Source organism: Subtercola vilae (genome assembly GCF_004923255.1).
In the GTDB taxonomy this organism is placed as follows: domain Bacteria; phylum Actinomycetota; class Actinomycetes; order Actinomycetales; family Microbacteriaceae; genus Subtercola; species Subtercola vilae.
The window spans coordinates 1-12,995 of sequence record NZ_QYRT01000062.1; the positions used below are offsets into that span (position 1 = coordinate 1).

Genomic DNA, 12,995 nt, shown 5'->3' on the forward strand with positions numbered 1-12,995 from the left:
CCCCACCCGCCCGGCCAGCCCAGCCAGCCCGGCCACCGTCGCCGCCCCCATCAGCTCCGCCGCTGCATCCCGAGCCACGCGCCGGGCCGCCTTTGCCGCGAGGCGCCACTCATACCGCTCGAAGCTCGTCATCGCCACCGCCGTTGTGGCCGTCGGCCTCGTGGCCGGCACCGGTTTCGTGGTTCAATCGGCCGTCGCCGACAGCCAGGCCACCGCCGCAGCCCACGCCGTTGCACTCGCCCGCACGCAGGCCTCGCTCGACTCCACCACCGAGAAGTCACTCGCCGTCGCCAATGCGCAGACCGCCATCGCCGCCGCCGACCTGGTCGTGGCCGAAGCCCAGGCGAAGACCGACACCAGCGGGCTCACCTCGACCATCTCGACGCTCAGCAACTACACGTTGCTCGACCCGAAGACCGTCACCGGGCTCACCGCGCAGACCGCCGAGAAGACCACGGTGGTCGTCGCGGCCGCAGCCGAGGCCGACCGGGTCGCCGCCGTGGCCGCAGCCCAGGCCGCCGCAGACGCCGCTGCCGCCGCAGCTGCAGCCGAGGCGCTCGCCGAAGCCAACACTCCGTCGGGCGCGAAGGCCACCGCCGAGAACCTGGCCTCCAGTGAGTACGGCTGGGGCTCCGACCAGTTCTCCTGCCTCGTCTCGCTCTGGCAGAAGGAGTCCGGATGGTCGTACACGGCCTCGAACGGTTCAAGTGGTGCCGCGGGCATCCCACAGGCCCTGCCGGGCAGCAAAATGGCGTCGATCGCCAGCGACTGGCAGACCAACGCCGCCACGCAGGTCGCCTGGGGGCTGAAGTACATCGCCTCGTCGTACGGCAGCCCCTGCTCTGCGTGGTCGCACTCGCAGTCGGTGAACTGGTACTGATCGATCCGCTGGCAGCCTGACTGGTACTGACACCCGGGGGAGGGCCAGACGTAGAGTGAACTCATGGAACTCGGAATTCACTTCTCCAACTTCACCCTCCCCGGCGGTGCCGCAGCACTCGCGCCCGCCCTCAGCAACACGGCCCGTGCGGCCGAAGACGGCGGTGTCTCACTCTTCACCCTGATGGACCACTGGTTTCAGATGGAGAGCCTCGCCACCTCGTACGACCCCATGCTCGAGGGTTACACCTCGCTCGGCTTTCTCGCCGGCCAGACCTCGCGCATGCGCCTCGGTCTGCTCGTCACCGGTGTGACCTACCGCCACCCGGGCCTGCTCGCCAAGATCGTGACCACGCTCGATGTGCTCTCCGAAGGCCGGGCCCTTCTCGGTATCGGCGCCGCCTGGTACGAGCGGGAGCACCTCGGCCTCGGGGTGCCCTACCCCGGCATCAGCGAGCGGTTCGAGCGCCTGGAGGAGACCATCCAGATCTGCCGGCAGATGTGGAGCACGAACGACGGCCCCTTCGAGGGCACGCACTACCAGCTCGCCGAGACCATCTGCCAGCCGCAGCCCATTCAGAACCCGGTGCCCATTCTCATCGGTGGCAGCGGCGAGAAGAAGACCCTGCGCCTGGTCGCCCAGTACGGCAGCGCCTGCAACCTCTTCGACTTCGGGCTCGAGGGCGTGCAGCACAAGCTCGAGGTGCTGAAGGGCCACTGCGACGACCTCGGCCGCGACTTCGATGCCATCGAGAAGACGCTCATCGTCAGCAACGAGAAGTTCGACAACCCCGATCAGCTGCTCGCCGACATGCAGCAGTACTCCGCGATGGGTATCTCACTCGTCACCACCAGCCCCGCCGCGCCCGACCCGGCCGGCTGGGTGTCGCGGGTCACAGAGACGGTGCTGCCTCGCCTCACGGAGATCTGATGCCCACCATCAGCGCCACCGACATCCTCGTCGACGCCTTCACCCGCGTCAGCGAGTCGGTTCACCGAGTGCTGAACGGTCTCACCGACGACGAACTCACCGCCCGCGTCGACCCCGGCGCGAACACCATTGCGTGGCTCATCTGGCACCTCACCCGGGTTCAGGATGATCACCTCGCCGGTGTCGCCGGCACCGAGCAGCTCTACACGGCGTCGGGCTGGTATGAGCGCCTCGGCCTCGCGTCGGGCCCCCGCGCCACGGGGTACGGCATGTCGGCGGAGGAGGTCGGGGCTGTCTCGGGGTTCACCCCGGGGCAGATCGGAGCCTACTTCGAGGCCGTGCACGAGCAGACCGTGGGGTGGGTGCGGTTATTGGAGGACGAGCAGCTCGACCGCGTGGTAGATGACGCGTACGACCCTCCGGTCACGCTGGCGGCGCGGTTGGTGAGCGTGATCAACGACGCCACGCAGCATGTGGGTCAGGCCGCGTTTGTGCGGGGGAGCATCCGGAGACAGAACGGCTGACGTACGGGCGGCATACAGCTGGCCATCGGGCTGCGTTCGGCTTCGGGCCGACCGGTAAACCTCTGGAGGCGGGAATACCCCGCCGTCGACGTGGTTCACACCAAGGTGGCCCGCTTCATTCGGCCACAACATTTCTGAAAGGAACACGCTCATGAAGGTTTGGTTCATCACCGGAACATCGCGCGGATTCGGGCGCGAATGGGCCATCGCGGCCCTCGACCGTGGCGACAAGGTCGCTGCCACGGCTCGCAACATCGACAGCCTCAGCGATCTGGTCGAGAAGTACGGCGACAACATTGTTCCGATCGCGCTCGACGTCACCGACCACGACGCCGACTTCGCTGCCGTCGCCCAGGCGTTCGAGAAGTTCGGCCGCCTCGACGTTGTCGTCAACAACGCCGGCTACGGTCACTTCGGTTTCATCGAAGAGCTCACCGAAGACGAGGCTCGTGCGCAGCTCGAGACCAACCTGTTCGGCGCGCTCTGGGTCACCCAGGCGGCACTTCCGTTCCTGCGCAGGCAGGGCAGCGGGCACATCATTCAGGTGTCGTCGATCGGCGGCATCTCGGCGTTCCCGCTCGTCGGCATCTACCACGCGTCGAAGTGGGCGCTCGAGGGCTTCAGCCAGTCGCTCGCTCAGGAGGTCGCCTCGTTCAACATCAAGGTGACGCTGATCGAGCCCGGCGGATTCTCCACCGACTGGAGCGGTTCGTCGGCCGCGACCTCTGAGCCGCTCGCCGACTACGCCGACCTGCACGACGCCGTCGAGAAGTCCCGCCAGAGCCGCAACTCGACGCCCGGCGACCCGAACGCCTCGGCCGCTGCCGTGCTCAAGATCGTCGACTCAGACGAGCCGCCGCTGCGCATCTTCTTCGGCTCGGGCCCCCTCGGCATCGCAAAGGCCGACTACGCCAGCCGCATCGAGACGTGGGAGAAGTGGAACGACGTCTCGGTCGAGGCGCAAGGCTGACCCCTCGCATTCGATAGCCTGAGGGCATGGCGACCCCCGAATTTGTTCTGGCCCTGCGAGAGAAAATCGGGCACGACCCCCTCTGGCTGAGCGGAGTCACAGCCGTCGTTGTGCGCGGAGACGAACTGCTCATGGTTCGTCGAAGCGACAACGGCGCCTGGACCCCGGTCACCGGCATCATCGACCCCGGCGAAGAACCCGCGGTCGCCGCAGAGCGTGAAGTGCTCGAAGAGGCCGGCATCGTCGCGGTCTGCGAGCGGCTCGCGTGGGTGCACACCATTCCGCGCGTCACGTACGACAACGGCGACATGAGCGACTACCTCGATCTCGTGTTCGTGCTGCGCTACGTCTCGGGCGAGCCGCACCCGGCCGACGGCGAGAACACCGACGCGGGCTGGTTCACGCGCGACACCCTGCCGCCGCACTCAGCGAACATGGCGGCGCGGCTGGCGGCGGCTCTGGATGCCCCGGCCGGCGTCACCCGCTTCGAGCGCGGCCCGCGCGGCTGACGCTCCGCGGCCACGTCGCTGGCGCACATCGCGCGGGCCGCGCTCAGGAGGTGCGGGTGAGCTCCTCGAACAACCGCTCGACGCGCCCCCGAATGTCGTCACGAATCGCGCGCACCTCGTCGAGCTGCTTGCCGGCCGGGTCGGTCAGCTCCCAATCTTCGTAGCGTTTGCCAGGGAAGATAGGGCAGGCATCCCCGCAGCCCATCGTGATGACGACGTCTGAGACCCGAACATCCTCGGTCTCGAGGATGCCCGGCACCTCGCCCGCGATATCAATGCCCTCCTCGGCCATCGCCGCCACCGCGACAGCGTTGATCGACGCCCCCGGCTCCGACCCGCCCGACAGCACCCGTACTCGATCGCCGCCGAGGTGCCGCAGGTACCCGGCCGCCATCTGCGACCGCCCCGCATTGTGCACGCAGACGAACAGAACGGTCGGTATTTCGGTCATCGGGTTCCTTCAGTCGAGCGGTTCGGCGGGTCTCGTCGGCGTGCAATGCAGGCAGCGGGTGGCCGCGAAGTGGGCCACCGAGCAACCGGCTTCCACCGCAACGCGGGGGCGCTCCTCCGAGGCTACGCCAGCCCGGTGTCTCGCGGGTTCCGAGGCTACGCCAGCCCGAGCTCCCGCAGGCTCTCGGCCGTCTCGACGATGGTCTGTTCGGCCGGGCGCGGACGAAACCCGAGCTCCCGCTTCGCGCGCTCATTGTGGATGACCAGGGGAGTGGGCTCGTCACCCGCAACCTCCTCGGTGGGCACCCGCTCGGCGAACGCCCCGAGCCGCTCGCGCAGTACCTGCGCCACCTCGAGAAACGTCATCGTCGGTCCGTCGGCCAATGCCAGGTACCGCTTGCCCGCGGCCTCCGGCGTGTTCATCGCCGCAACATGCAGCGCCGCCACGTCGCGCACATCCGCGATGCCGAACCGCTGCCGAGGCACCTGCGTCATGGCCCCGCTCAGCATCGCCGTGAAGAACTGCAGCGACGACCGGGCGTCGACCGTGAGGGTGGGCCCTGCGATCCACGTCGGGTTCACGACCACGAGTTCGGTGTCGCCGCCCTCCCGCTCGACGAAGTCCCACGCCGCCCGCTCGGCGACGGCCTTCGACAGGGGGTAGGCCGGCAGCCCGGGGGTGTTCGGGTCGGTCCAGTCGGTTTCGTCGTAGTCGCGAACCGGCTTCGGCGAGTACCCGATGGCCGCGAACGACGACGTCAGAACGATGCGGGGCAGCCCAGCATCCCGAGCCGCCCGCAGCACCCGCAGAGCACCGTCGCGGGCAGGCACGACGATTTCGTCAACGTTCGCCGACTGAATCATCGGCGATGCCACGTGGTAGACCCCGTCGACCCCGGCGGCAGCGGATGCCCAGCCCTCGTCTTCGGTCAGGCTCGCGTGCACGATCTCGAGCCCGCTGTCGTCGGCTTGGGCCCGGCGGAGCGCCGCGCGAAGGCCCGGCTCGCTCGCCGCACTGCGCACGGTCGTTCGCACCTCGGTTCCGCCCAGCAGCAGGTCGGCGATGAGCCGCGTTGCGAGGTATCCGTTGCCGCCCGTCACCAGCACCCGGCTCATGAAAGTACCGCCTCGAGGTCGCCGAGCATCGCATTCACACGTTCACTCGCCACCGCCTCGGCGTTCGCATCGTCGCGGTCGCGGGCATCCCACAGCCCCGCCTTCGCCTCGAGATAGTTGAGGTGCACGTGCAGTGTGGCGATCTCGCGTTCGATGCGCTTGGCGTGCCGCGTCAGCAGGTCCCGCTGTTCGGCCGCAGTCTCACGCCCGATCATCCGGTTCGCCTGGTAGGTGCGCATGTCTTCGATGCCGACACCCATCGCCCGCAGGCAGGCCAGCGCCTGCAGGTTGTCGACATCTTCTTCGCGGTAGCGCCGGTGCCCGCTGCGCTCGTCGCGCGCGATCGGGCCGATGAGCCCGACCTCTTCGTAGTAGCGAAGCGTCGGCTCGCTGAGCCGGCTGCGGTGCGACGCGTCTTGGATGGTCATCAAGGTCAGTGTGGTCATGAATGAATCGAAACACACCTCAAGCGCTTGAGGTCAAGCGCTCGGTCTATCTTCCGGTGGTTCTTTTGGTACTGGACTCCATTTCAGCGTTTGAGTCGTGGTGTTTGCCTCGACGGGTGCCGGCACGTGAACTCAGCCGCGCGCCGCCAGCACGCAGAACTCGTTGCCCTCGGGGTCGGCCAAGACGACCCATGACGTCTCGCCCTGGCCGATGTCGACCCGCTGGGCCCCCATGCCGAGCAACCGCTCGACCTCGGCGGCCTGATCATCAGGCACGAAGTCGAAATGCAGGCGGTTCTTGCCCGTCTTTGCCTCGGGAACGTTCAGAAACAGCAGCGTCGGATGCGACCCGTCAGGGTTCTGCAGCTCGAGCTCGTCGTCATTCTCTTCGAGCACCTCCCACCCCAGCGCGGCCTGCCACCAGCGGCCGAGCGCCCGACAGTCGCGGCAGTCGATGACGATCTCTTCAAACTTCAGCGTCATGTGGTTCACGTTATAGGCCTCGACCGGCTCGACGCCAGCCCCCAGCATCCGTGCACCTCGCCTGCATTCAGCTACAGCGCACCCCTGTTGGCCCCTCGCCAGGCGGCGACAACCGCCCACGCGAGCGTCAGCGCGAACAGCACAATGCTCGGGATGCTCCCGGCCCCCATCAGCGTGGCGCCAACGGCCACGACCGCCGTGAGCGCAAACCCCACCCACAACGGAACCGCGGCCGCCCGGTGCCCGGCCAGCCACGCCTCGTCGCTCGCCATCGTCGGCGGAATGCGCATGCCGACGAACCCGTTGCGCCGGATTCTGCCCACCGCGGCCAGCTGGTCGACGACTGCTATGAGCAGCATGGCGGCAACCAGGATGTAGCCGACGGCGGTGTCGGGTGCTGAGTTCATCCATCGATGGTACCTGTTCGGTGACAAAAAGCGATAATTGATCGACTTCAGTTTTCGTCAGGTCGTTCTGGTGCTCGCTCTAATGATCACGAAGAGAACAGAGGCTGAATCTGGTCGAACTCCGCGTGATGCTCTGCGATCGCAACATCCAGGTCGTATCGACTCTGCAAGTTCATCCAGAACCGATCAGACGTACCGAGCGCGCGAGAAAGCCGCAGGGCCGTATCAGGCGTGACGGCGCGTTTGCCATGCACGATCTCGTTGATGCGACGGGCTGGCACGGAGATGCTCTGTGCGAGTCGATACTGCGTAATGCCCATCGGATTTAGAAACTCCTCGAGCAGAATCTCTCCCGGGTGAATCGGTTCGTGTGCGGTAGTCATGGTCTCTCCCCTCTAGTGGTAATCGGTTATCTGAACATCCGCTGGTTCCGCGGATGTCCATGTAAAGCAGATCCGCCATTGATCGTTGACCCGAATACTGTATTGACCGGCTCGACCGCCCCGAAGTTGTTCGAGCCGATTGCCAGGTGGAATGCGCAAGTCGTTAACGGTCTCAGCAGCGTCGAGCATGAGCAGCTTTCGGTTCGCAATTCGCTGAAGGTCGGAGCCGAACTTGCGCACGTGAGACCGTTGCCAGACCAGCGCAGTTTCCCTGTCGGAGAACGATTGGATCACTTCGTAAGCATAACGTTTCGCGTTACTAGCGTCCAGATGGTTCTGACGTGTCGGCAGAGGTACCGGTAGCCATAAATCTGGTCATGGCCTTCAGTTCATATTTCACTTTCACTCCAGGCGTTCATCGTGTTCGTTCCGTCGGGTTTGAATCATCCGTTCTGATTGGCGACGATCGTCGTCACGGCAGTCTCGCCACCATCGTCGTTCGAAAACCCTGCCACCGAACAGTCAATGTTCCGCGAGATGCTCGGCGAATCGGTTCGGGCAACGTTGGACTGAGGCCAGCCTGGAATGTCACCGTGATGTGACTGAGCCCCTGATACCGGCCGTTCACGCATCCGGCTGCCGCGTTTGCGCCGAGATAGTAGCCGACGGCGGTGTCGGGGGTAGGGGCATAGTTCATGGGTGGATGGTACCGATTCGGTGAGGAAAGCTCGAGTCAGCTGCCGTGCTTGTTGACGGCACTGTCACGGGGGCGGCCCGCCCGCCCTCACCCGATCCGCTGCTTCGCCAGGGCAGCCAGCTCGGCCCTCGTCGAGGCACCCGCCTTTCGCAGCAGGTTCGACACGTGAAACTTCACCGTATTGTCGCTGATCTGCAGCTGCTGGGCGATGGCCCGATTGCGGGCGCCCGACGCGACGAGCCGCAGAACATCCCGTTCCCGCGCGCTCAGCTGCACCGTGTCTTCGAGCGTGTCGGGTTCGGGCGGCGGGTCGAGCGGAAGCGTTATCGAAAGCGCAGACCCCCACCCGGGCGTCGACGTGACCTGCAGCTCGCCCTCGAGCGCCGACACCTTCTCGGCGATCGGCCGCAGCACGTCGTCGTGCCGGCTCAGCTCGCCGGGCCCGTCGTCGCGGATGCCGATCAGCAGGTTCTGCCCGTCGCAGTCCCATTGGATGCGCACCCGCCGCGTGTCGGCGGCGTCGGCCAGCGCAAGCACAGAGTTCCGCACAATGGCCCGGGCCGCCTGCGCAACCTCGCCCGGCAGCGCCCGCCCGGTGCTCGGCGGTTCGATGAACTGCACGTCGAGGTCGCCGAACCGCACCAACGGCCGGAGGTCGTTCTTCAGCCTGGCGAACGCCGTCGCCACCGGCTCGAGCATCGTGCTCTGTTCATTGTCTGACGCCGTGCGAAGGCTCACCAGTGAGGCCGCCGCAATGTCGATCGCCGTGGCACGCGCCGCCCGATCGTCGAGCCGACTCGACCGCAGAACCGCGAGCAGCGACTCGAGCTCCACCGCATGACGGTCGGCCTGCTCAGAGATCGCCCGCGCGTGGTCGCCCACGAGCGCGCGCATCTTCGGCGAAGGAATGTCTGCTGAACTCTGCATGCCGCCAACCTACCCCACGCGGCATCCCTACCCGTTCGGGTAGGTGTTCCTGCCCTCTCGGCGAGTGCGACGCCGCCCGCCGAAGCGCAGGCTGGAGTCATGTCGTCAGCCGAGCATCCCGTAGCCGAGCATCCCGTAGCCGAGTCTCTCGCCCTCGTCGGCCGCGAAGTCGCCGGCGTGCTCGAGCAGCTCGTTCAGGGCAATCAGCAGGCTCTGGATGCCCTGGCCGCCCTCCTGGCCGACGCCCCCCGCGTCTTCGTGCTCGGCGCCGGCCGCTCGGGCCTCGCCCTCAGCATGACCGCCATGCGCCTCATGCACTTAGGCCTCACCGTGCACGTCGTCGGCGAGGTCACAGCCCCGGCCATCGGCACAGGCGACCTGCTGCTCACGGCCAGCGGATCGGGAACAACCCACACCATCGTGCGCGCCGCCCAACTCGCCACCGACGCGGGGGCCACGGTTGCGGCCATCAGCACCACCGATTCATCGCCACTCGCCGACCTCGCCGAGTGCGTCGTGGTCGTGGCGGCCGCGGGCAAAACCGACCGCTCGCGCGAAGCGTCCGAGCAGTACGCCGGCGGCCTCTTCGAGCAGGCTGTTGTGCTTCTCGGCGACGCACTCTTCCATGCGCTGTGGATGCGCTCAGGTGCCAGCGCAGACGACCTCTGGCCGCGACACGCGAACCTCGAGTAAACGTTTTTCCGATCATCCGAAACCCCACAGAAGGAACCCCATGAAACTGCAATTCGCAATGGACACCGTCACCACCGAAGCCGCCCTCGAACTCGCCGCCGCAGCCGCACCGCACGTCGACATTCTCGAGCTCGGTACCCCCCTCATCAAGGCCGCCGGCCTCTCTGCCGTCACCGCGATCAAGAAGGCGCACCCCGACAAGATCGTCTTCGCCGACCTCAAGACCATGGATGCCGGCGAGCTCGAGGCCGACATCGCATTCTCGGCCGGCGCCGACCTCGTGACCGTGCTCGGCCTCGCCGGTGACAGCACCATCATCGGCGCCGTCAAGGCTGCCAAGAAGCACGGCAAGGGCATCGTCGCCGACCTCATCGGTGTGCCCGACAAGGCCAAGCGCGCCAAAGAGGTCGTCGCCCTCGGCGTGGACTTCGTCGAGATGCACGCCGGCCTCGACGAGCAGGCTGAAGACGGCTTCACCTTCAGCACCCTTCTCGACGACGGTGCGGCTTCGGGCGTCGCGTTCTCGGTAGCGGGCGGCATCAATATCTCGACCATCGCCTCGGTGCAGCAGTCGGGCGCCGAAGTGGCTGTCGCCGGTAGTGCGATCTACAGCGCTCCTGACGTGGGTGCCGCGGCTGCTGAGCTGCGCGCTGCGATCGTCTGACCTGCGCGCTCTGCTGTGAGGGCTACCCCCGGCCGTCTGGTCGGGGGCAGCCCTGTTTGATCTGGCGTGATCCAGCATCGCAACTTTTGAGTCGTATCAGCGTCACGGAGGCTTGTGGAGGCCCTGGCCTAACTGCACCCGCGACATCGCCCGGCTAGGCCAAAGCGCCACTCGGCAGTTGAGGCATACAGCGGGGTCATGTTCGAGTCGGATCGGCGACAACAAAGCTCCGCATCTCCGAGGCCGTCTCAGGCAGCCCGCTCCGCTCGAGACTCTCGAGAACTTCCCTAGCCGTTCGTATGCCCTTCCACCCAGCCGCCACCTGACCTATGACCCGCGTCATTTCGTTTCGGTCATGTCTGCACATCTCTAAAAGAAAGTCATCGGGGTGCACGGCCTCGAGCTTCCACGCGACCAGACTCTCGACCGGGAAATCGCGAAGGTTGAACGTCACAATCTGTCGGGCGCCAGCTCTAATAGCAGCAGCAACCACATGCCGATCATCGCGGTCGCGCTCAAGCTGCACCAACGGTATGTATTTCTCATAACCCGTCACCATGGCATCTCGAACAACCCTGGTCATGAGCTCGCGGGTACGGTTGAGCTTCGCCGATTCAAGGTCAGGGCGGTTGGCTTTCAGATTGCGAAAGACCTCGTCGAGTATCTGGTCAGTCCATCTCGCTTGAACGAGGCCAGCGAGCGCCGCGCGTATAAGAACGTCTCGAAGCGTCGATGGGTACAGCACGTTCGCGTCGTAAACGACAACGAAGGTCATCAATCAGCTGCCCATCTCCTGCCCCAGTCGAATGAGCTCGTCAGCATCGGCTTTCGATCTCTCATCGTCTGCCGACTTGTAACGCATCAACGAATCAGAGCGAACGCGTCGATGCGAACCCACCTTGCGATAGGCAATCTTACCCTCGTCGAGCAGTTTAATGAGAAATGGTCGAGACACATTCAGGATGCTCGCCGCTTCTTGAGTCGTCAGTTCGTCGTCAATCGAGATGACCCGCACGCCGTGCCCCGCAGCAATACTCCCGAGGGCGATCATCAGCGCATCGACCGCTTGGCGAGGAAGCGCGACCGCCTTTCGAGCGTGCTCGATCGTTAAGCTGATCGATGCGACGTCATTGGGTAGACCATCTATCTCGTGACGCAGCGAAGCCAAAGCGCGCTCGGCGAGCTCTGCGTCACTCGCTGACTCGCTCGCTGTCACAGGAATCATGAACTAAGTCTAAACGAAACAAACGCATTAAACGCAACGAACGCATCCGTTATCTGACCGTCGTTAGAAGGGGGAGTGGGTGTTCGTAGTAGGTGCGGTTATCACGTACGCCGAGAAAGTCTTGTGCTGCCGCAGAGCGCCAGGCAAAGCCTCGGCGGGCCTGTGGGAGTTCCCTGGCGGCAAAGTCGAAGCCGGCGAAACGCCTGAGCAAGCTCTGGCCCGTGAGATCCAAGAAGAAGTAGGCGTCCCGATCCTGGTCGGCGACCTGGTCCTCCGCGCTCCCTCGCAACATTGAGGCGAATGGATGCCCAAATCCGGGTCGCACGCAAGACGCTGTCTGGTCGTGTCAAACTCTGCGGGTTGGTCTCGAGACCGGTTCGGATTAAGCGAGCATTGGTCAATTATGGCTAAAGTCTGATCATGCGAAATTCGTCACCACAACCAAGCTCTCGACGGCGTACAATTTCACGTACAAGGAGGTTTGCCATGCGAACCATGTCGTACTCGGAGTCACGAGCGCACTACGCCGAAACGCTCTCTGCCGTTGTCGACGACCGTGAAGAGGTCGTAATCACCCGCGCAGGGCACGAGCCTGTGGTTATCGTCTCGCTCGCCGAGTACGAATCTCTCAAAGAGACCGCGTACCTCCTTCGCAATCCCGCGAACGCGCGTCGCCTTCTCGGCGCAATCGATCGACTTGAGAGTGGCCGGGGTACTGAACGGAATCTCATCGAGTGAAGTTCGTCTGGGACGAAGATGCGTGGGCGGACTACGAGTGGTGGCAGGTTCAAGATCGCAGACTCGTCAAACGGATCAATACCCTCCTCCACGACATTTCCCGCAACGGAAACGAAGGCATCGGGAAGCCTGAGCCTCTGAAGCACGGTTTTCAGGGCTATTGGTCACGTCGAATAACGGATGAACATCGACTTGTATACCGCGTCGAAGGCGACGAGCTCCGAATTGCTGGATGCCGATACCACTACGGCTCCTGAATTAGCCGGATGGGTACCCAAAGCCGCGCTGCAGGCAGTTACCCCCAAAACTAAATGATTGTTTCGTTGCCGAGCGGAGCCCACAGGCTGCGGTGATACTCCGCGTTTCTGGGGTCGAGGCGGTGTGCTCCTGTGAACCGAAGCGTCGCGAACTGCGCCTTCGTGAGCGTATCGACCACGGACATGTCGTCCAGGATGACCATTCCGCCGATATCGAGCTGGGTGTGATGGTTGGGGCACAGGCAGAGCATGTTGTCGAGCACGTCACCGCCGAGGTGCGGCCTTCCCAATGGTTTAACGTGAGCGCCTTCCGAATACGTTCGCCCGTCTAAGCCCGGAATCACTTCGTTGCAGACCTGGCAGTGATTCTTGTAGAGGCGTTTGACCTGGCGGGCCAAGGTGACGTCCCCTCGAGTGGTGTGCTTTCGCTTTGCCGATTGAGGTCAGTGGTTGAAGCTTAGGCGGCGATGAGTTCGGGCAGTGTTGTCACCTCCTCGATCGCGGTGGTTGGGTCGTTCATGGTCTTCAGCTCGAGCATCGACGATTCGGAGAAGTAGCGGCGATCGCCGGCTTCCCACTCGTCGTGCTGCTCGACCAGAACGGCTCCGGCTAGCCGCAGCAGCGCGGCGGGGTTGGGGAACACACCGACGACGTCGGTGCGGCGTTTGATCTCCTTGTTCACCCGTTCCAGCGGGT

General features: G+C 64.9%; 23 protein-coding genes. 10 read left to right on the plus strand and 13 right to left on the minus strand.

Annotation, left to right across the window (positions count from 1 at the left end):
- From D4765_RS17935 to D4765_RS17955, 5 genes are all read left to right on the plus strand, one after another.
- A partial coding sequence (locus tag D4765_RS17935) for an aggregation-promoting factor C-terminal-like domain-containing protein (protein ID WP_338054654.1) occupies nt 1-880 on the plus strand: 880 nt, incomplete at its 5' end.
- Between the two features lie 63 nt (nt 881-943).
- Nucleotides 944-1,810, plus strand: coding sequence for an LLM class F420-dependent oxidoreductase (locus D4765_RS17940; protein ID WP_136643684.1), 867 nt, complete (start codon nt 944-946; stop codon nt 1,808-1,810).
- Nucleotides 1,810-2,334 carry a mycothiol transferase gene (locus tag D4765_RS17945; RefSeq protein ID WP_237280547.1) on the plus strand — a complete coding sequence of 175 codons (525 nt, stop codon included), beginning with the start codon at nt 1,810-1,812 and terminating at the stop codon, nt 2,332-2,334. The genes D4765_RS17940 and D4765_RS17945 overlap by 1 nt, the downstream gene beginning before the upstream one ends.
- A gap of 151 nt (nt 2,335-2,485) precedes the next feature.
- Nucleotides 2,486-3,304 carry an SDR family oxidoreductase gene (locus tag D4765_RS17950; protein WP_136643685.1) on the plus strand — a complete coding sequence of 273 codons (819 nt, stop codon included), beginning with the start codon at nt 2,486-2,488 and terminating at the stop codon, nt 3,302-3,304.
- Between the two features lie 26 nt (nt 3,305-3,330).
- A complete protein-coding gene (locus D4765_RS17955; RefSeq protein WP_136643686.1) occupies nt 3,331-3,813 on the plus strand; it encodes an NUDIX hydrolase in 483 nt (160 codons plus the stop codon).
- Between the two features lie 43 nt (nt 3,814-3,856).
- Here the strand turns inward: D4765_RS17955 and D4765_RS17960 are convergent, their stop codons facing one another.
- The 9 genes from D4765_RS17960 to D4765_RS18000 all read right to left on the minus strand — a co-directional run bounded on the left by D4765_RS17960 (nt 3,857) and on the right by D4765_RS18000 (nt 8,722).
- Entirely contained in the window at nt 3,857-4,264 is a 408-nt protein-coding gene (locus D4765_RS17960) for an arsenate reductase ArsC (RefSeq protein WP_136643687.1), read from the minus strand.
- 155 nt (nt 4,265-4,419) lie between these two features.
- Complete coding sequence (locus D4765_RS17965; protein WP_136643688.1) at nt 4,420-5,379, minus strand: NAD-dependent epimerase/dehydratase family protein; 960 nt, start codon at nt 5,377-5,379, stop codon at nt 4,420-4,422.
- Complete coding sequence (locus tag D4765_RS17970; RefSeq protein ID WP_237280548.1) at nt 5,376-5,825, minus strand: MerR family transcriptional regulator; 450 nt, start codon at nt 5,823-5,825, stop codon at nt 5,376-5,378. The genes D4765_RS17965 and D4765_RS17970 overlap by 4 nt, the downstream gene beginning before the upstream one ends.
- 132 nt (nt 5,826-5,957) lie before the next feature.
- Complete coding sequence (locus tag D4765_RS17975; RefSeq protein WP_136643689.1) at nt 5,958-6,308, minus strand: VOC family protein; 351 nt, start codon at nt 6,306-6,308, stop codon at nt 5,958-5,960.
- A gap of 71 nt (nt 6,309-6,379) precedes the next feature.
- The gene (locus D4765_RS17980) at nt 6,380-6,715 is read right to left on the minus strand and encodes an SdpI family protein (RefSeq protein WP_136643690.1); all 336 of its coding nucleotides are present in this window, start codon (nt 6,713-6,715) and stop codon (nt 6,380-6,382) included.
- Nucleotides 6,716-6,801: 86 nt separating this feature from the next.
- Nucleotides 6,802-7,098, minus strand: coding sequence for a HigA family addiction module antitoxin (locus D4765_RS17985; protein ID WP_136643691.1), 297 nt, complete (start codon nt 7,096-7,098; stop codon nt 6,802-6,804).
- 12 nt (nt 7,099-7,110) lie between these two features.
- A complete protein-coding gene (locus D4765_RS17990; RefSeq protein WP_136643692.1) occupies nt 7,111-7,392 on the minus strand; it encodes a type II toxin-antitoxin system RelE/ParE family toxin in 282 nt (93 codons plus the stop codon).
- Nucleotides 7,393-7,570: 178 nt separating this feature from the next.
- The gene (locus D4765_RS17995; RefSeq protein ID WP_136643693.1) at nt 7,571-7,795 is read right to left on the minus strand and encodes a hypothetical protein; all 225 of its coding nucleotides are present in this window, start codon (nt 7,793-7,795) and stop codon (nt 7,571-7,573) included.
- A gap of 87 nt (nt 7,796-7,882) precedes the next feature.
- Entirely contained in the window at nt 7,883-8,722 is an 840-nt protein-coding gene (locus tag D4765_RS18000; RefSeq protein ID WP_136643694.1) for a helix-turn-helix transcriptional regulator, read from the minus strand.
- A gap of 99 nt (nt 8,723-8,821) precedes the next feature.
- On the opposite strand from D4765_RS18000, the gene hxlB reads away from it, so the two are divergent.
- Together hxlB and hxlA are read left to right on the plus strand one after the other, a co-directional pair.
- On the plus strand, nt 8,822-9,415 hold the full coding sequence (hxlB, locus tag D4765_RS18005; RefSeq protein WP_136643695.1) for a 6-phospho-3-hexuloisomerase: 594 nt from the start codon (nt 8,822-8,824) through the stop codon (nt 9,413-9,415).
- Nucleotides 9,416-9,455: 40 nt separating this feature from the next.
- A complete protein-coding gene (hxlA, locus tag D4765_RS18010) occupies nt 9,456-10,079 on the plus strand; it encodes a 3-hexulose-6-phosphate synthase (RefSeq protein ID WP_136643696.1) in 624 nt (207 codons plus the stop codon).
- Between the two features lie 196 nt (nt 10,080-10,275).
- Here the strand turns inward: hxlA and D4765_RS18015 are convergent, their stop codons facing one another.
- Nucleotides 10,276-10,854, minus strand: coding sequence for a PIN domain-containing protein (locus D4765_RS18015; protein WP_136643697.1), 579 nt, complete (start codon nt 10,852-10,854; stop codon nt 10,276-10,278).
- 3 nt (nt 10,855-10,857) lie between these two features.
- Nucleotides 10,858-11,304: a helix-turn-helix domain-containing protein gene (locus tag D4765_RS18020; RefSeq protein WP_136643698.1), complete on the minus strand. Its 447-nt coding sequence runs from the start codon at nt 11,302-11,304 to the stop codon at nt 10,858-10,860.
- A gap of 79 nt (nt 11,305-11,383) precedes the next feature.
- Between D4765_RS18020 and D4765_RS20000 the strand changes: the two genes are divergently transcribed.
- The 3 genes from D4765_RS20000 (at nt 11,384) to D4765_RS18035 (ending at nt 12,299) form a co-directional block, all read left to right on the plus strand.
- A complete protein-coding gene (locus tag D4765_RS20000) occupies nt 11,384-11,599 on the plus strand; it encodes an NUDIX domain-containing protein (RefSeq protein WP_136643699.1) in 216 nt (71 codons plus the stop codon).
- 191 nt (nt 11,600-11,790) lie between these two features.
- Nucleotides 11,791-12,042 carry a type II toxin-antitoxin system Phd/YefM family antitoxin gene (locus D4765_RS18030; protein WP_136643700.1) on the plus strand — a complete coding sequence of 84 codons (252 nt, stop codon included), beginning with the start codon at nt 11,791-11,793 and terminating at the stop codon, nt 12,040-12,042.
- Nucleotides 12,039-12,299, plus strand: coding sequence for a Txe/YoeB family addiction module toxin (locus D4765_RS18035; protein ID WP_136643701.1), 261 nt, complete (start codon nt 12,039-12,041; stop codon nt 12,297-12,299). The genes D4765_RS18030 and D4765_RS18035 overlap by 4 nt, the downstream gene beginning before the upstream one ends.
- Nucleotides 12,300-12,349: 50 nt before the next feature.
- Here the strand turns inward: D4765_RS18035 and D4765_RS18040 are convergent, their stop codons facing one another.
- Nucleotides 12,350-12,697 (minus strand): HNH endonuclease, encoded by a 348-nt coding sequence (locus D4765_RS18040; RefSeq protein WP_136643702.1) that lies wholly within the window; start codon nt 12,695-12,697, stop codon nt 12,350-12,352.
- 59 nt (nt 12,698-12,756) lie between these two features.
- On the minus strand, nt 12,757-12,995 hold a 239-nt coding region (locus D4765_RS18045), incomplete at its 5' end, for a transposase (protein WP_201799370.1).